This window comes from Pseudomonas morbosilactucae, from assembly GCF_023241665.1.
GTDB classification, from domain to species: Bacteria; Pseudomonadota; Gammaproteobacteria; order Pseudomonadales; family Pseudomonadaceae; genus Aquipseudomonas; species Aquipseudomonas morbosilactucae.
This window is the reverse complement of sequence record NZ_JALQCX010000063.1, coordinates 27773-43841: the sequence shown is the minus strand read 5'-3', so window position 1 is coordinate 43841 and position 16069 is coordinate 27773. Positions and strand designations below refer to the sequence as shown.

The 16069-nt window shown below is 59.7% G+C and carries 22 protein-coding genes; 9 read left to right on the top strand and 13 right to left on the bottom strand.

Annotated features, from left to right (window positions below):
* Nucleotides 1–80: 80 nt before the first annotated feature.
* From M1B35_RS27745 to tsaA, 5 genes are all read left to right on the top strand, one after another.
* The gene (locus tag M1B35_RS27745) at nucleotides 81–554 is read left to right on the top strand and encodes a GNAT family N-acetyltransferase (protein ID WP_123336568.1); all 474 of its coding nucleotides are present in this window, start codon (nucleotides 81–83) and stop codon (nucleotides 552–554) included.
* Nucleotides 555–636: 82 nt separating this feature from the next.
* Nucleotides 637–1347 (top strand): rRNA pseudouridine synthase, encoded by a 711-nt coding sequence (locus tag M1B35_RS27740; RefSeq protein ID WP_123336570.1) that lies wholly within the window; start codon nucleotides 637–639, stop codon nucleotides 1345–1347.
* 64 nt (nucleotides 1348–1411) lie between these two features.
* A complete protein-coding gene (locus M1B35_RS27735) occupies nucleotides 1412–1879 on the top strand; it encodes a YehS family protein (protein ID WP_268263648.1) in 468 nt (155 codons plus the stop codon).
* Nucleotides 1880–2025: 146 nt separating this feature from the next.
* Complete coding sequence (locus M1B35_RS27730) at nucleotides 2026–2796, top strand: SDR family oxidoreductase (protein WP_123336572.1); 771 nt, start codon at nucleotides 2026–2028, stop codon at nucleotides 2794–2796.
* An 85-nt stretch (nucleotides 2797–2881) separates the two neighbouring features.
* A complete protein-coding gene (tsaA, locus tag M1B35_RS27725; protein WP_268263647.1) occupies nucleotides 2882–3577 on the top strand; it encodes a tRNA (N6-threonylcarbamoyladenosine(37)-N6)-methyltransferase TrmO in 696 nt (231 codons plus the stop codon).
* A gap of 68 nt (nucleotides 3578–3645) precedes the next feature.
* On the opposite strand, the gene fpr is transcribed toward tsaA, so the two are convergent.
* On the bottom strand, nucleotides 3646–4425 hold the full coding sequence (gene fpr, locus M1B35_RS27720) for a ferredoxin-NADP reductase (RefSeq protein ID WP_019827846.1): 780 nt from the start codon (nucleotides 4423–4425) through the stop codon (nucleotides 3646–3648).
* Nucleotides 4426–4544: 119 nt separating this feature from the next.
* On the opposite strand from fpr, the gene M1B35_RS27715 reads away from it, so the two are divergent.
* Nucleotides 4545–5471 (top strand): LysR family transcriptional regulator, encoded by a 927-nt coding sequence (locus M1B35_RS27715; protein ID WP_123336574.1) that lies wholly within the window; start codon nucleotides 4545–4547, stop codon nucleotides 5469–5471.
* Here the strand turns inward: M1B35_RS27715 and M1B35_RS27710 are convergent.
* Both M1B35_RS27710 and erdR read right to left on the bottom strand, forming a co-directional pair.
* Nucleotides 5468–5830 (bottom strand): diacylglycerol kinase, encoded by a 363-nt coding sequence (locus M1B35_RS27710; RefSeq protein WP_123336575.1) that lies wholly within the window; start codon nucleotides 5828–5830, stop codon nucleotides 5468–5470. The genes M1B35_RS27715 and M1B35_RS27710 overlap by 4 nt on opposite strands.
* A 75-nt stretch (nucleotides 5831–5905) precedes the next feature.
* Complete coding sequence (gene erdR, locus M1B35_RS27705) at nucleotides 5906–6556, bottom strand: response regulator transcription factor ErdR (protein ID WP_123336576.1); 651 nt, start codon at nucleotides 6554–6556, stop codon at nucleotides 5906–5908.
* 238 nt (nucleotides 6557–6794) lie between these two features.
* Between erdR and M1B35_RS27700 the strand changes: the two genes are divergently transcribed.
* Nucleotides 6795–7706, top strand: coding sequence for a DMT family transporter (locus M1B35_RS27700; RefSeq protein WP_268263646.1), 912 nt, complete (start codon nucleotides 6795–6797; stop codon nucleotides 7704–7706).
* Here M1B35_RS27700 and M1B35_RS27695 read toward each other — a convergent pair.
* Entirely contained in the window at nucleotides 7690–8400 is a 711-nt protein-coding gene (locus tag M1B35_RS27695) for a tRNA-uridine aminocarboxypropyltransferase (RefSeq protein ID WP_268263645.1), read from the bottom strand. The two genes, M1B35_RS27700 and M1B35_RS27695, sit on opposite strands and share 17 nt — an antisense overlap.
* Before the next feature lie 190 nt (nucleotides 8401–8590).
* On the opposite strand from M1B35_RS27695, the gene M1B35_RS27690 reads away from it, so the two are divergent.
* Nucleotides 8591–9016: a quorum-sensing-regulated virulence factor family protein gene (locus M1B35_RS27690; protein WP_268263644.1), complete on the top strand. Its 426-nt coding sequence runs from the start codon at nucleotides 8591–8593 to the stop codon at nucleotides 9014–9016.
* Here M1B35_RS27690 and M1B35_RS27685 read toward each other — a convergent pair whose 3' ends face one another.
* Nucleotides 9017–9211, bottom strand: a complete 195-nt coding sequence (locus tag M1B35_RS27685; protein ID WP_268263643.1) for a hypothetical protein — start codon at nucleotides 9209–9211, stop codon at nucleotides 9017–9019.
* Nucleotides 9212–9704: 493 nt separating this feature from the next.
* On the opposite strand from M1B35_RS27685, the gene M1B35_RS27680 reads away from it, so the two are divergent.
* A complete protein-coding gene (locus tag M1B35_RS27680; protein WP_268263642.1) occupies nucleotides 9705–10823 on the top strand; it encodes an LOG family protein in 1119 nt (372 codons plus the stop codon).
* Nucleotides 10824–10869: 46 nt separating this feature from the next.
* Here M1B35_RS27680 and recX read toward each other — a convergent pair whose 3' ends face one another.
* The 8 genes from recX to M1B35_RS32070 form a co-directional block, all read right to left on the bottom strand.
* Nucleotides 10870–11337 carry a recombination regulator RecX gene (gene recX / locus M1B35_RS27675; RefSeq protein ID WP_268263641.1) on the bottom strand — a complete coding sequence of 156 codons (468 nt, stop codon included), beginning with the start codon at nucleotides 11335–11337 and terminating at the stop codon, nucleotides 10870–10872.
* An 8-nt stretch (nucleotides 11338–11345) separates the two neighbouring features.
* A complete protein-coding gene (recA, locus tag M1B35_RS27670; RefSeq protein ID WP_123336583.1) occupies nucleotides 11346–12398 on the bottom strand; it encodes a recombinase RecA in 1053 nt (350 codons plus the stop codon).
* Between the two features lie 83 nt (nucleotides 12399–12481).
* Nucleotides 12482–12982 carry a CinA family protein gene (locus M1B35_RS27665; RefSeq protein WP_123336585.1) on the bottom strand — a complete coding sequence of 167 codons (501 nt, stop codon included), beginning with the start codon at nucleotides 12980–12982 and terminating at the stop codon, nucleotides 12482–12484.
* Nucleotides 12983–13063: 81 nt separating this feature from the next.
* Nucleotides 13064–13600, bottom strand: coding sequence for a lysis system spanin subunit (locus M1B35_RS27660; RefSeq protein ID WP_123336587.1), 537 nt, complete (start codon nucleotides 13598–13600; stop codon nucleotides 13064–13066).
* Nucleotides 13582–14145 carry a glycoside hydrolase family 19 protein gene (locus M1B35_RS27655; RefSeq protein WP_123336589.1) on the bottom strand — a complete coding sequence of 188 codons (564 nt, stop codon included), beginning with the start codon at nucleotides 14143–14145 and terminating at the stop codon, nucleotides 13582–13584. Before M1B35_RS27655 ends, M1B35_RS27660 begins: the two co-directional genes overlap by 19 nt.
* Before the next feature lie 51 nt (nucleotides 14146–14196).
* Nucleotides 14197–14475: a hypothetical protein gene (locus M1B35_RS27650; RefSeq protein ID WP_123336592.1), complete on the bottom strand. Its 279-nt coding sequence runs from the start codon at nucleotides 14473–14475 to the stop codon at nucleotides 14197–14199.
* On the bottom strand, nucleotides 14472–14768 hold the full coding sequence (locus M1B35_RS27645) for a hypothetical protein (protein WP_148053491.1): 297 nt from the start codon (nucleotides 14766–14768) through the stop codon (nucleotides 14472–14474). Before M1B35_RS27645 ends, M1B35_RS27650 begins: the two co-directional genes overlap by 4 nt.
* Nucleotides 14765–16060: a phage tail protein gene (locus M1B35_RS32070; protein ID WP_341870165.1), complete on the bottom strand. Its 1296-nt coding sequence runs from the start codon at nucleotides 16058–16060 to the stop codon at nucleotides 14765–14767. The genes M1B35_RS27645 and M1B35_RS32070 overlap by 4 nt, the downstream gene beginning before the upstream one ends.
* Between the last annotated feature and the right edge of the window lie 9 nt (nucleotides 16061–16069).

The window sequence follows — 16069 nt, the reverse complement described above, 5'->3', positions numbered from 1 at the left end:
CTCTGACGAGATGCGGGGCTTTTTTAGGTCTATCGTTTGCTCTGGGATCGACGTCGATCCCTTTATCAGGAGCAGGCGGCATGCGCCCACATTCGGTCATCCACACCCCACGACACACCGACTATCCGGAACTGACCCAGGTCTGGGAAGACTCGGTGCGCGCCACCCATGACTTCCTCCCAGAGAGCTACATCCAGGTTTTGAAAAAGCTGGTGCTGACCCGCTACCTGGACGCGGTGATGTTGATCTGCACGCGGGATTCTCGCCAGCACATCACCGGTTTTGCCGGGGTGGCCGCGGGCAAGGTGGAGATGCTGTTTATCGATCCGGTGCACCGTGGCCAGGGCCTGGGCAGGCAACTGCTGTGGTACGCCATCGAGCACCTGAATGCCGACCAACTTGACGTCAACGAACAGAACCCCCAAGCCGTGGGCTTCTACTTCAAGCAGGGCTTCGAGATCATCGGCCGCACCGAGCACGACGGCATGGGGCAACCCTATCCGTTACTGCACCTGCGTTTGAAGCAACAGTCGCTGCGCGCGTTACGCGGCTAAAAGCCACAGCCTGCAAATGGACCCGCGATTAACCGGCGCCAGGCAGGTACAATGCGTACCCACTTTTGTTACGGCCCCTGTCATGACTGACCCGATTCGTCTCTCCAAACGCCTCATCGAACTCGTCGGCTGTTCCCGCCGGGAGGCTGAGCTGTTCATTGAGGGCGGCTGGGTCACCGTGGACGGCGAGGTCATCGACGAGCCGCAATTCAAGGTCGAGAACCAGAAGGTCGAGCTCGACCCGGAGGCCAAGGCCACCGCGCCGGAGCCCGTGACCCTGCTGCTCAACGTACCCGCCGGCCAGGACCTGGACAGCGCCATGCAATCCCTCGGCGCTGCCTCCCTGTCCGAAGAGCACCGCTACGGCAAACGCCCGCTCAAGGGTCACTTCCTGCGCCTGACCGCCAGCGCCGACCTGCAGGCCAATGCCAGCGGTCTGCTGGTGTTCACCCAGGACTGGAAGATCCTGCGCAAGCTCACCGCCGACTCGGCGAAGATCGAGCAGGAATACGTGATCGAGGTTTCCGGCGAGATGGTAGCCCACGGCCTCAATCGCCTGAACCACGGCCTGAGCTACAAGGGCCGGGAGTTGCCGGCCGTCAAAGCCAGCTGGCAGAACGAAAATCGCCTGCGCTTCGCCATGAAGAACCCGCAACCGGGCGTGATCGCCCAACTCTGCGAAGCCGTGGGCCTGAAAGTGGTGGCCATTCGCCGGATCCGTATCGGCGGTGTGTCCATCGGCAAGGTGCCGTTGGGCCAGTGGCGCTACCTGTCGGCCAAAGAAAAGTTCTAAGCCCCCCATTCCGACGCCGCGCCCCTTGCGCGGCGCTCCAGACGCATTGATCAGGACACAAGCCATGATTCATAACGACGTACTGCGCAGCGTGCGCTACATGCTCGACATCAGCGACAAGAAAGTGGTCGAGATCATCAAGCTCGGCGGTATGAACGTCACCCTGGCCGACCTCGTGACCTACCTCGACAAGAAAGAGGAAGACGAGGAAGGCTTCGTACGCTGCCCCGACGAAGTCATGGCGCACTTCCTCGATGGCCTGGTGATTTTCAAGCGCGGCAAGGACGATAGCCGTCCGCCGCAGCCGATCGAAATTCCGGTGACCAACAACATCATCCTCAAGAAGCTGCGGGTGGCCTTCGAACTCAAGGAAGACGACATGCACGCCATCCTCAAGGCGGCCGAGTTCCCGGTGTCTAAGCCTGAGTTGAGCGCCCTGTTCCGCAAGTTCGGCCACACCAACTACCGCCCTTGCGGCGACCAGTTGCTGCGCAACTTCCTCAAGGGTCTGACCCTGCGCGTTCGCCCCTGAGAACCTGCTCTGAAACCTCCTCCAGAGGCGGCCGACTGCGGTCACCGCCTCTGCGCATGACGCTGTATTCCCTGCAAAAATAGTGGCTTCGCTGCACCCGCCTGACGACTAGGGTATGCACTCACCCCAAGCTCTCAGGACTCGCCATGCACCCTTATTTCTCCCTACAAGGCCGCACCGCCCTGGTGACCGGCGGCACCCGTGGCATCGGCAAAATGATTGCCAAGGCCTTTGTTGAAGCCGGCGCCAGCGTCTATGTCTGTGCCCGGGATGCCGAAGCCTGCCGGCAAACCGCCGAAGAACTCAGCGCCTTGGGGCAGTGCCAGGGCCTGGCCGCCAACCTGGCCACTGAGGACGGCGTGCAACAGTTGGTCGCAGGCCTGGAGCAGCAGATCGGCCAGCTGGATATTCTGGTGAACAACGCCGGCACCACCTGGGGAGCCCCGCTGGAAAGCTACCCGGCCAAGGGTTGGGAAAAGGTCATGCAACTGAACGTGACCTCGGTCTTCACCTGCATCCAGCAATGCCTGCCGCTGCTGCGCAAAGCCGGCTCAGAACAGAACCCGGCGCGGATCATCAATATCGGCTCGGTGGCGGGCATCGCCTCCTTTGGCGAACAGGCGTACGCCTACGGCCCAAGCAAGGCGGCCTTGCATCAGTTGTCGCGAATTCTCGCCCGCGAGCTGGTCAGCCAGCACATCAACGTCAACGTGATCGCCCCCGGGCGCTTCCCCAGCAAAATGACCCAGCACATCGGCAACGACGAGCAGGCACTGGCCGAGGACACGGCGCTGATCCCGATGAAGCGCTGGGGCCGGGAAGAAGAAATGGCCGCCCTGGCCATCAGCCTGGCGAGCACAGCTGGGGCTTACATGACCGGCAACATCATTCCATTGGACGGTGGGTTCAGCCTCTAAGGAAGCTTCGGCTTCGCCGGCAAGCCGGATCCTGCGGGGACGAACGGGTTATCATGCGCCTCCCTTCCGGCCTCGACCTCAGATCATGACCTACAGCGTTTCTCCTATCGGTTTCGTTCGTTCCTGCTTCAAGGAGAAGTTCGCCATCCCGCGCCAGCCGCAACTGGCGCCGGCAGCCCGTGGTGTATTGGAGCTGGTGGCCCCCTTCGATCAGGGCGATGCCGTGCAAGGGCTGGAGCAGGTCAGCCATGTGTGGCTGCTGTTTCTGTTTCACCAAGCCCTGGAAGACAAGCCGCGACTCAAGGTTCGTCCACCCCGCCTGGGGGGCAACAAATCCATGGGGGTGTTCGCCACCCGCGCCACCCATCGTCCCAATGGCATCGGCCAGTCGGTGGTCAAGCTGGACAAGGTCGAGGCCAACCGCCTGTGGATCTCCGGCATCGACCTGCTGGACGGCACACCGATCCTCGACATCAAACCCTACGTGCCTTACGCCGACATCATTGATACCGCCACCAACAGCATCGCCAGCGCTGCGCCGCAGCTGATTGGCGTGCAGTGGCTGAAGACGGCCCTGCAACAGGCACAAGGCCACGCTCAGCGCCTTGACGAGCCATTGGTGGCGTTGATCGAGCAGTGCCTGGCACAAGACCCGCGTCCGGCGTACCAGACACCGACACCCGAACGGGAATACGGTGCGCAGTTCTGGGACGTGGATGTGCGTTGGCACTACCCGGAACCCGGGATGATTTGCGTATTGGAAGTGGTTCCAGCGCAGTAACCGGCAGAAACGAAAAAGCCCGCGCTGCCTTCTCAGGCAACGCGGGCTTTTCAGTACTGCTGGGGCGCTTACTTCTCGACGAACGCACGCTCGATCAGGTAGTCACCCGGCTCGCGCATACGCGGCGAAACTTTCAGGCCGAAGCTGTTGAGCACTTCGCTAGTCTCATCGAGCATGCTCGGGCTGCCGCACAGCATGGCGCGGTCGTCCTGCGGATTGATCGGCGGCAGGCCGATGTCGCTGAACAGCTTGCCGCTGCGCATCAGGTCGGTCAGGCGGCCTTCGTTTTCGAACGGCTCCCGGGTCACGGTTGGGTAGTAGATCAACTTCTCACGCAGCGCTTCGCCGAAGAACTCGTTCTGCGGCAGGTGCTCGGTGATGAACTCGCGGTAAGCGACTTCGTTGACGTAACGCACGCCGTGGCACAGGATCACTTTCTCGAAACGCTCGTAGGTTTCAGGATCCTGGATCACGCTCATAAACGGCGCCAGGCCAGTGCCGGTGCTGAGCAGGTACAAGTGTTTACCCGGCTTCAAGTCATCCAGCACCAGGGTGCCGGTAGGCTTTTTGCTGATGATGATCTCGTCGCCTTCCTTGAGGTGCTGCAATTGCGACGTCAGCGGACCATCAGGAACCTTGATGCTGAAGAACTCCAGATGCTCTTCCCAGTTCGGGCTGGCAATGGAGTAAGCGCGCATAAGCGGGCGGCCGTTAGGCTGTTGCAGGCCGATCATCACGAACTGACCGTTCTCGAAGCGCAGACCCGGATCGCGGGTGCACTTGAAGCTGAACAGAGTGTCGTTCCAGTGATGAACACTGAGGACACGCTCGTGGTTCATGTTGCTCATGTACGGGGGCTCCTAGAAATTGCCTGCGCTGACCATGAGCGCAATTGCACAGCATTCTAATGGCGGCGACAATATCTGTTAACTGGATTATTAAGATAAGGGTTATCGGTTATATCGATATGCGATTTACTCTCCGTCAACTGCAAGTCTTCGTCGCCGTCGCCCAGCAAGAGAGTGTCTCTCGTGCTGCCGGCCTGCTGGCCCTTTCCCAATCGGCGGCGAGCACCTCGATCACCGAACTCGAACGGCAATCCAGTTGCCAATTGTTCGATCGTGCCGGCAAACGCCTGAGCCTCAACGCCCTGGGCAAACAGTTGTTGCCCCAGGCGGTGGCGCTGCTGGACCAGGCCAAGGAAATCGAAGACCTGCTCAACGGCAAATCCGGTTTTGGTTCGCTGTCGGTCGGTGCCACCCTGACCATCGGCAACTACCTGGCCACCTTGCTGATCGGCAGCTTCATGCAGCGCCATCCGGAAAGCCAGGTGAAGCTCCATGTGCAAAACACCGCGCACATCGTGCAGCAGGTAGCCCATTACGAAATTGATCTGGGTCTGATCGAAGGCGACTGCAGCCACCCGGACATCGAAGTGCAGACCTGGGTCGAGGATGAACTGGTGGTGTTCTGCGCGCCCCAGCATCCCCTGGCCCAACGCGGCCAGGCCAGCATGGAAGAGTTGACCCACGAAGCCTGGATCCTGCGCGAGCAAGGCTCGGGCACCCGCCTGACCTTCGACCAGGCCATGCGTCATCACCGCAGCGCGCTGAATATTCGCCTGGAACTGGAACACACCGAGGCCATCAAGCGCGCGGTGGAGTCGGGATTGGGGATTGGCTGTATTTCAAGACTGGCGCTGCGCGACGCGTTCCGTCGCGGCAGCCTGGTGGCGGTGGAAACCCCGGACCTGGACCTGGCCCGGCAGTTCTACTTCATCTGGCACAAACAGAAGTACCAGACATCAGCGATGCGCGAGTTTCTCGAACTCTGCCGGTCATTCACCGCCGGGGTGCAACGCAGTGACGAGATCGTCCTGCCGAGCATTCCCTAGATCAGAATCACCGCCCAGACCAGGGCGATCATGCTCAAGGCCACGAACTGCGCGGCGCTGCCCATGTCCTTGGCGTTCTTGGACAGCGGGTGGCGATCCAGGGAAATCCGGTCGATGGCCGCTTCCACCGCCGAGTTCAACAACTCGACGATCAGCGCCAGCAGGCACACGGCAATCAGTAGGGCCCGCTCGACGCGGCTGACATTGAGCCAGAACGCCACCGGAATCAGGATCACGTTGAGCAGCACCAATTGACGGAAAGCCGCCTCGCCCGTGAAGGCGGCGCGCAAACCATCGAACGAGTAGCCCGAAGCATTGAGGATACGTTTAAGACCGGTTTGACCCTTGAAAGGCGACATAATAAGTAGGCAACTGAAAAAAGAGGTAAGAAAACTAGTTCAACTAAAGTCAAAAAAGCGTGAAGAAACAGCCCGTTAATGGCTGGAAATTGACTCAAGTTGTTGCAGCAACAATGCCGCCTGCGTGCGGGTACGCACCCCGAGTTTGCGAAAGATGGCCGTCACATGAGCCTTGATGGTCGCTTCCGAGACACTCAATTCGTAAGCGATCTGCTTATTGAGCAAGCCCTCACAAACCATGGTCAGCACCCTGAACTGCTGGGGCGTCAGGCTGGCGAGGCCTTCACTGGCGGCCTTGGCTTCGGCGGACACACTGACCTGCTCGAAGGCTTGCGGCGGCCACCAGACATCGCCATCCAACACACTGCGCACTGCTTTCTGAATGACTTCCAGGGAGCTGGACTTGGGGATGAAGCCACTGGCACCGAACTCACGGGAACGCACCATGACCGACGCTTCTTCCTGAGCCGAGACCATCACCACCGGGATCTGCGGGTATTGACCCCGTAGCAGCACCAACCCGGAAAAACCGTAAGCACCTGGCATGTTCAGATCCAGCAGCACCAGGTCCCAGTCGGCTTTCTCATCGAGACGGGTTTCCAACTCGGCGATGCTCGCCACTTCCACCAGACGTACATCCGGCCCCAGGCCCAACGTGACAGCCTGATGCAATGCACTGCGAAACAGAGGGTGGTCATCGGCAATCAGGATTTCGTATGTGGCCATTTTTCAAATGATCCTGTTTTTATGGCGGGACCGATGCATTCAGTCCTCACCCAAGCAACACAGGTAACCGGCAATGTGCGGCACCTTAAAGAGCACGATCAACGCCAAAGAGTCCGGTACAGCGGCGTTTCAAACTTCGGTCGCGCCCTAACCGGCGCCAAGCATGCCCAGCGTAGCCGGGGTGGTCAAGTTCGATGCTTTGCGGCATCTTAGCCGGCTAACTAATAAGAGTGCCATCATGCGAAGCCAAGCCCTGCGTGCCGATGTTCTGATGCTGATCACCGCCATGATCTGGGGCTCAGGGTTTGTGGCACAAGCCTCCGGCATGGACCATATCGGCCCCTTCCTTTACTCCGGCTTGCGCTTTGCGCTCGGCTCGCTGTGCCTGTTGCCCTTGGTGCTACGACGCCATGATTCGGGAGCGGCCGCAGAACCCTTCATGACCCGGGGCTTGCTGTTGGGCGGCGGCCTCATGGGGCTCGCGCTGGCCCTGGGGATCAACCTGCAACAAGTCGGACTGATGTTCACCAGCGTCACCAATGCCGGATTCATCACCGGGCTCTACGTCATTGTAGTGCCCCTGCTGGGACTGCTGATCGGGCAAAAGACCGGCCTGGGCACTTGGTTCGGCGCCGTGCTGGCCGTGGTCGGTATGTTCCTGCTCAGCGTCAGCGACAGCTTCCACGTGGCTTCCGGTGATTGGCTGCAACTGATTGGCGCCTTCGTCTGGGGCGGGCATGTGGTGCTGGTGGGGATTTTCGCCAGCCGTCACGATGCGATTCGCCTGGCGTTCCTGCAATTCATCACCTGTTCGGTGATCAGCCTGCTGTTGGCACTGTGCCTGGAGCCGATCCAATGGTCCGCAATCATCGCCGCAGGTCCGGCCATTCTCTACGGTGGCATCGTCGCCGTCGGCATCGGCTACACCTTGCAAGTCGTCGCGCAAAAACATGCGATCGCCTCTCACGCAGCAATCATTCTGTCCTTGGAGGCCGTGTTCGCCGCAATCGCCGGCGCCTGGCTTCTGGGTGAGTCACTGCAAATGCGCGGTTACATTGGCTGCGCGCTGATGCTAAGCAGCATGCTGGTGGCCCAGCTCTGGCCAAGAAAACCAGAGCCGTATTCCGCGCCGGCTACAGAAAGGGCTTGAGGCGCTCGTGGGCCTCGTCATCCGGGTCAATCGAGCGTTGGAACTTGGCCGACAGGTAATGGGTACTAAAGACATCCAGGTACGCATCCAGCACTTGGCTGGCCGGCTGATCGTCCGCCAGCTCCAGGCACAGCGCCGCCACCTCGGCGGTGCAGAAATGATCGTCACGCTTGGAACGACGCAGTTTGTAGCGCGATAACTGCTCAGGCTCCAGGCTCAACACCGGCAAGTGCTCCAGATAAGGGCTCTTGCGAAACATCTTGCGGGCTTCACTCCAGGTGGCGTCCAGCAGGATAAACAGCGGACGTTTGCCCTCCTCCAGACGCACCTCGGTGACTACCCGCTCCGGTGCCACGAACTCCCCCGGAAAGACGATGTAAGGCTGCCACTGCGGATCGGCAATCAAGGCCAAAAGCGCTGGATCGACCTCCGTCCGCGACCAGGGAAAAGCGCTGGTGTCGCTGATCACATCGGCAATCAGCCAGCCCGTATTACTGGGTTTCAACGGCTCGACATCATGCATCACCAGGCACATCGCGGATCGGGCCGCGACTTGGGGCCGCCAGGCGCACATGCAATGGCTGGGAATGACCCGGCACCCCGGGCAACGTTCTGCCCGCGAACCACGAGCCACAAAGGGTTTGACGGCGCGGGCCAGGCGCTGGGCGCGCAAACGGGAAACAGCGTGGCTCATCGCACGCGGCACCGACAAAGGAGGGAATTCGACACGAAGGGCACTCAGCAGGGTAAAAAGTCGCGCAAGTTTATCAGAGCTATCTGAGCAAACCTGTACCGCCGGACTCCCACTCCCCTATAATTCGCCGCCACTGAACGCACAGAGGAGTGGCTGGTCGAAGCATCAGTCACTGCACCAGGAGAGTTTCATGCTGCGCTTTATCGTTCCTACCGTCGCCCTTCTGCTGGCGTTGCCCTTCAGCGCCCAGGCTGCGTCTTTGCAAGATTTCGAACTCAGCAAAATGCTGGAAAAGGTCGCGGCGGAAAGTAACGTCGGTACACCCCGAGAGGTCAACGAAAACATCCTTGACCAGGGTTACACCGTTGAAGGTAAAGAGCTGATCAACCACCTCAGCGTCCAGGCCGAACATGCCGAGAAAATGCGCGCCAACCCCAAGGCCGTTTACCTGCAATTGGGCGCCAGCGTTTGCCGTAACCCGAACTACCGCAAGCTGATGGCCAAGGGCGCGATCATGCGTTACGAATTCACCGAGAACCGCACCAATCGCCCGGTGGCCTCGGCAAGCTTCAAGGAGTCCGATTGCCCGGCCCCGAGCAGCACCAAGAAGAAGTAATCACTCCTGGGCTGCGCGCCGCTGCAGGTCCTCGGCCCGCAGCTCGGCCAACAAGGCTTGCAAGTATCGCGAGCGACGCTCCTCCCCTTCCAGCCGGCGCCGGCATTCATCCTCGAAACTCAAGTGATTGTTGGCCGCCGCCGCTTGCAATAGCTGATACAGCTGCGTATCGATTTCCAGAATGATCCGATTCATTCTCCGCCTCCTTGCCCTCGCTCGTGCACGCCGATCAGCATCATCAGCCCCCTTGCGCCTGCTCCTGACGCCGAGATGTCTTGTTGGCGTTGTACCTTAGTAAATCAGAGCCGTGAGCGGTTAGAGTGCCTTCTGACCAGCGGCAAAAGCCCCTGGCAAATCAGCAACAAGCGGTTGCCAGGCAAGACTTTATGGGCACATGATCGACTCAGTGCAGGGGCATCACTGCTCGGGTTTCCCAGTCATCACACTAACGCTCCAGGCCGATCAGGAGGGATCGCCCATCCGAGTCTTGCGATGCGAATATCTTCTAACATCAAGGAAAAATAGGACCTGTATGAGTGACTCGATCAGCGGCGCCGATGTTTCATGGCCCCATCGAGTCAGGTGAACCAGCCGGGCTCACGCCTGAGCTGGCAGCGACACAAGCCGTGTCGTGGAGCGGCCGAATTTCTCGGCCGGGCCTGGGGTTCTATGCAGAAGGAGAAGCTGAATGCCTTACCAACCGAATGACCTCCTCAGTCATCATTTTCAGAACAACGGTGGCGACCTGACAAACAAGGTCGAAGAGCAACTCAACCTGATTGCTCCTAACAGCCCTAATATTCCTCTTTATCGCGACATGATCCTCACCGTCCTGCGCATGGCCCAGGATGACCTCAACCGCTGGAACGCAAAAATCACCCTGCAGGCCCTGCGCGAGCTGGAACACGCCTTTCGCGTGCTTGAGCAATTCAAGGGCCGACGCAAAGTGACGGTCTTCGGCTCGGCGCGCACACCGATTGAACACCCGCTCTATGGCATGGCACGGGAACTGGGGGCCGCCCTGGCTCGCTCCGACCTGATGGTGATCACTGGCGCCGGTGGCGGCATCATGGCCGCAGCCCATGAAGGTGCCGGTCTTGGGCATAGCCTGGGGTTCAACATCACCCTACCCTTTGAGCAGCACGCGAACTCCACGGTAGACGGCACGGACAATTTGCTGTCGTTCCACTTCTTTTTTACCCGCAAGCTGTTCTTCGTCAAAGAAGCCGACGCTCTGGTGCTCTGCCCCGGTGGCTTTGGCACCCTGGACGAAGCGCTGGAAGTACTGACGTTGATTCAGACGGGCAAGAGCCCTTTGGTGCCGGTGGTGCTACTGGACGCCCCGGGCGGCCAGTTCTGGCAAGGCGCCCTGGACTTTATCCAGAACCAACTGGAAGCCAACCACTACATCCTGCCGGCCGACATGAAACTGGTGCGCCTGGTGCACAGCACCGAAGAGGCCGTGGCAGAAATCAACCAGTTCTACAGCAACTTCCACTCCAGCCGCTGGCTGAAGCATCAGTTCGTGATTCGCATGAATCACACGTTGAGCGAGCAGGCGCTGCAACACATGCAAGCGGCCTTCGCCGACCTATGCCTGAGCGATCACTTTCATCAACATGCCTACAGTGGCGAGGAACAGGACGACGTGCAGTTCAGTCACCTGCCACGACTGTCGTTCACCTTCAACGCCCGCAACAACGGCCGTCTGCGTGAACTGATCGACTTCATCAACCTGCCGGAAAACTGGGCTAAAACTCAGACCCGGGCCCAACAACCGGCACGAGAACCGATCAAGGCCACTTGATCAACAGACACCGGCCCGCCATTCAGACTGCGGGCCTGTCAGCCCATCAATCGTCCACACTTCGGCCGCTCAACAAGCGGCCGATCATGTCCATGGAATAACCCCGATAACTCAGGAAGCGACCTTGCTTGGCACGCTCACGAGCGTCGATCGGCAAGTGCCCGGCGAACTTGCGCTGCCAGACATCCTGCAATTGCTCCTGCCAGTCAATACCGCACTCACGCAGGGCGAGGTCAATATCGCCACGCTGCAAGCCACGCTGACTCAGCTCTTCACGAATGCGCATAGGGCCGTAGCCGGATCGGGCACGGTAGGAAACAAAGCTTTCGAGGTAACGCGATTCGGACAACAGCCCGTCTTCCGTCAAGCGGTCGAGCGCTGTTTCGATCATTTCAGGAGGGGCGCCGCGCTGACGCAGTTTACGCGTCAGCTCGACTCGACCATGCTCGCGTCGCGCGAGCAGGTCCATTGCGGTTCGCCGCACAGCGACGAGGGTATCGAGTACGGCGGTCATCGGATCAATCAGATATCAGCGTCGGCCAGGTCATCAACGCTTTCTTTGGCCAGCGAAGCTTTGACATCCGGAGTCGGAGTCAGCAGCTTGTCGCGGATCTGCTTCTCAAGAGCCGCTGCGATGTCCGGATTGTCTTGCAGGAACTTGGCCGAGTTGGCCTTGCCCTGACCGATCTTGTTGCCGTTGTAGGCATACCAGGCACCGGACTTCTCGACGAAACCGTGCAACACGCCCAAGTCGATCATTTCGCCATTGAGGTAGATGCCCTTGCCGTAAAGAATCTGGAACTCGGCCTGACGGAACGGCGAAGCTACTTTGTTCTTCACAACCTTGACGCGGGTTTCACTGCCTACGACTTCATCGCCATCTTTCACCGCACCAGTACGACGGATGTCCAGGCGGACCGAAGCGTAGAACTTCAGCGCGTTACCACCGGTGGTGGTTTCCGGGCTGCCGAACATCACGCCGATCTTCATCCGGATCTGGTTGATGAAGATCACCAGGCAATTGGCGTTCTTGATGTTACCGGTGATTTTACGCAGCGCCTGGGACATCAGACGGGCTTGCAGGCCCACGTGCATGTCGCCCATCTCGCCTTCGATCTCGGCCTTTGGCACCAGGGCTGCCACGGAGTCGACGATGATCACGTCGACCGCGTTGGAGCGCACCAGCATGTCGGTGATTTCCAGGGCTTGTTCGCCAGTGTCTGGCTGCGAAACCAGCAGGTCATCAACGTTGACCCCCAGCTTGCCGGCGTATTCCGGGTCCAGTGCGTGCTCGGCGTCAACGAAGGCGCAGGTAGCGCCGGCTTTTTGTGCCTGGGCAATGACCGACAAGGTCAGGGTGGTTTTACCGGAAGATTCAGGACCGTAGATTTCAACGATACGGCCTTTTGGCAGACCGCCAATGCCGAGCGCGATGTCCAGACCCAGAGAGCCAGTGGAAATAGCCGGGATCGCCTGACGGTCCTGATCGCCCATACGCATTACGGCACCCTTGCCGAATTGACGTTCGATCTGACCCAGGGCCGCAGCCAAGGCTTTCTTCTTGTTGTCGTCCATTAAAGTCCTCACGTAATCAATAAGGCCTGACGGCCAACACCTGTATAAGTAGCCAGTATTATTCCACAGCGCTCGAAGATCGCCTACCCCTGATTTGCGATTTCTGCCGCTGCATGTTGCAGCAAGCCCTCTAGGGCGGCCTTCACCGTTTGTCGGCGGACTTCATCCCGATTCCCCGGGAAGAACCGGCACTCACTGACCAGCGTCTCGCCAGCGCCCCAGGCGAGCCACACCGTACCCACCGGTTTCTGTGGTGAACCACCGTCCGGCCCGGCCACGCCACTGACCGCCACGGCGAAATGCGCCAGGCTTTTCTCCTGGGCGCCGCGCACCATCGCCTCCACCACCTCACGACTGACCGCCCCCACTGACGTGAAGAACTCGCTCGGTACATTCAACTGCTGGGTTTTCTGGCGGTTGGAATAGGTAACGTAGCCAGCCTCAAACCAGGCCGAGCTTCCCGGAATCCGGGTGATCGCCTCGGCAATACCGCCTCCGGTGCAGGACTCCGCCGTGGTGACGTGGGCATTCAGAACCTGCAAACGCCGGCCAAGTTCAGCGGCAAGCTGGGTAATTTCTTTCACGGTGCTCTCCTGATGGGACGGGCGTGAGGCTTACCGTACACGAGCAGCCGAGGCTTGCAAGGCAGCGATCGGGTCAAAAGATTAACGCGTGATGGCCCTGACATACGCCTGGCATGCCTGCAACGCAATCAATCCGCGGTCACCGGCGTCGGTGATGGCGACAATTCGTTGAGCATGCGCCGGGTCAAGTCGGGCTCGTGCGCCTCCATGAACCAGGCCGGTGCCGGCGGAGGCGGCAGGCACTGGACCAGCGACGGCGGCATCGGTGCTATCGAGGAGGACTGACAAGCGCAGATCAGCAGTGGCAAGGCGGTCGCGCAGGCGACCTTGATCACGTTGTGCATCGCTCAAGGCTCGGTAATAAGCATGGTCATTGGCTTGAAGCTGTTGCTCCAGCGCCAGGTGTTTGGCCTGCTCGGCACGCTGCTGGGCAGCGGCCGCCAGGGTGGCTTGGTTCAAGGCTTCACTGTGCAACCAGGCCTGCTCTGACAGCCGGCGAGCGTAGCGCCCATCGAGAATCTGCCAGGTCAGGGTCGAAGCGCCGCCCGCCACCAAGGCCAGCAACACCACGACCGCAACCACTCGCCAGGAACCCGGGATCAGGCCGAAGGCTGGCATAGCACCGCCCTCGCCCTGGCCCAGAGCTGCAGGCGATCCTGCAACCCGTTCAACCCGCCATTGATCCGACGGGTAATGCTGTTGAACTCATCGCGATCGGCCAGGGCATTGAGCCCGCCGCGCTCCCAGAACCAGGCCGCCGACTCGGCGGCCCATTGTGCTTGCTCCAACAGCTCCGGCAGTTCCAGCAGGCGCTCATCGCCAAACAGCCCGAGGCTGCATTGGCGGTAATTGCTGCGCCCGGTGATCTGGATCAGGCCGCGGCCGCGGAAGCGCTGGCCATCGCCATCGGCCTCCGGAGTATTGCCCAGGCGTGCGGCCAAGGTGCCGGTGTCGTATTTGCTCAGATACTGTTCACTGCCCAATTCGCGTACGTATTGCAACTGACCGGACTCATGACCGATCTGCGCCAGAAACGCCGCCTGGCGTTTTGGCGTGGTGATCTGTCGATGAGCCATGGCCGCATTCAGCACGGAAACAAAAACGCCCGCTTGGCGGCGGGCGTTGGGCATGATCTGTTGCAGGTGTTGCTCAGTGATCTGCATAGGTTGGGACTCGGAAGCCAGGAAAGAAAACGCCCCGACGGTGCGGGGCGTTTATTCGATGTGTTCGGCGATACGGGGTGGCACCACGGGGTAAAGTGCGATGGCCTGCGCAACGGTAAGAACCGCCAATTGCTCGATGCTCAACACGGAAAGATCGATTTCCGTTACATCGCGTAGAGCCTTTTTCTTCGCTACGATCTCGGCCGTATCCTGGCCATCCTCAAGGGCCCGCATAACCTGTAAATCCAAGTCAGCCCACAAAGGCTCACGCTCCAGACGCAAACGATCAAACGTCAATACCTCAGCCTTTTCTCGATTTACAACAATCATGCCTCACCCCCTTCAATGGCTGCCGCACGCTGAGTTTCTTCGCTCCACCAGGCGTTAAAAGCAACTATGTCTCCAACGCCAAACGGATCCCCCATAGTGGTCACGTCAATTTCCCAAGCATTACGCAGAGGCCCATCTACAGGGATACTGGACTCGGCAACGATCCAAAACGGCAGGCCGTCGGGCACGCCATGCTGGCCAACACGTTCAAGTGGAAAGACTGCCGCCTCAGGGGCAGCCCTCATAATTGCAACCGGCATATCCACAGGCTGGAAAATAATCACGTGACTCATGACTTACCCCCGAAAATTTGAACCGAGCCATAGATAGGATCGAAAACAGAACCAGCGCCGGCAGAGCATAACAATCGCAACTGCGTAGCGCTGTAGATTGCCCCGGACTCAGGCACTCGCAACGACACAGCGCCCGAGTTTTGAGCGAGCGAAGCTCCGGACGAAAAGGAATAACTAGCAACGGCCTGGTTAATCCAGTTACATGTGAAATCGCCAGTTCCGTTGTCCGTAATGGAAAGGCAGTTATAAGAGTCACGAATTGAAACGGTGCCTGTTCCGTTGAAATTGACCCAACCGGTACAGTCTCCTTTTTTCGGACGAGCAGACTCGAGCACTGCAGGCGTAACAACCCGCTCCATGTCCGTGCCTGCTACAAGCTCCACCGAAGTGGCAAGCCTGACAAGACCACTCCGTGTAGCTGTTGCAGAAACCAACAGCGCCGCCAACGCCGCAATATCGATATTTCCCTGATTGATCGGCGCATTCCAAGCCTTGATGCACCACATCACCGCCAGGTTGCGGGGACGGGTTTCAGCGCCGCCGGTGGTTGAGACCGGATAGTTGCCCGCATCCGCGTAGTTGCCCGTGCTCGTTTGAAATACTCGACTACTCCCAACAGACGAAGGCGCCCCAAAGACCGTCAGCGCCAAAATGTTACCTTCAGCTGATGCCCGCAGACTGTTGTAGTGCGAGTGGGCAGCCATTTCTGCAGCTTGCAAGCTACCAATCGCCCGACCCGCATCCACCCCTCGCCCATGATCCCAACCCCGCAGGAACTCCCCCCGCGACTCAGGCAAACGGAAGACGCCCGCCGCTTCCCCACCGGTATTGAAGGTGGTCCCCAGGTACGCCGCCAGATCCGGATATTCCGCGGCACTCTGCACGCTGCCATTCACTTCCAGGAACCCCGCCGGCACCGTGCCTGTGGGGAACGGCACCATGGCGCCCACCGGCAATGCCGACATGTTCTTCAGCAAGGCCTCGATCTCGGCCTTGGTGTAGGTCACCGACTTGGTGTACGCATCGGTGATGCCGTATTGGGCCAGGGTGGTCCTGACTTGTTCCGGTGGAATGTTGTCTTTGACAATGACCTTGATCGCCGCCAGCAACTGGTCGTGCTCGGCCTCGGCAGGCTCCTCGCCACCGGCCCGAATCACGTTCAGCAACTCGTCGGTGACCGCATTGCCCCACTCGGAGGAAATCAGCGAACCGACCTGCCCGGTCACCGGGTTTTCGTCGATGAACTTGCCGTCCTTCAGCCCAACACTGGGCACACTCTTTGGATAATCCACGCTTCTATC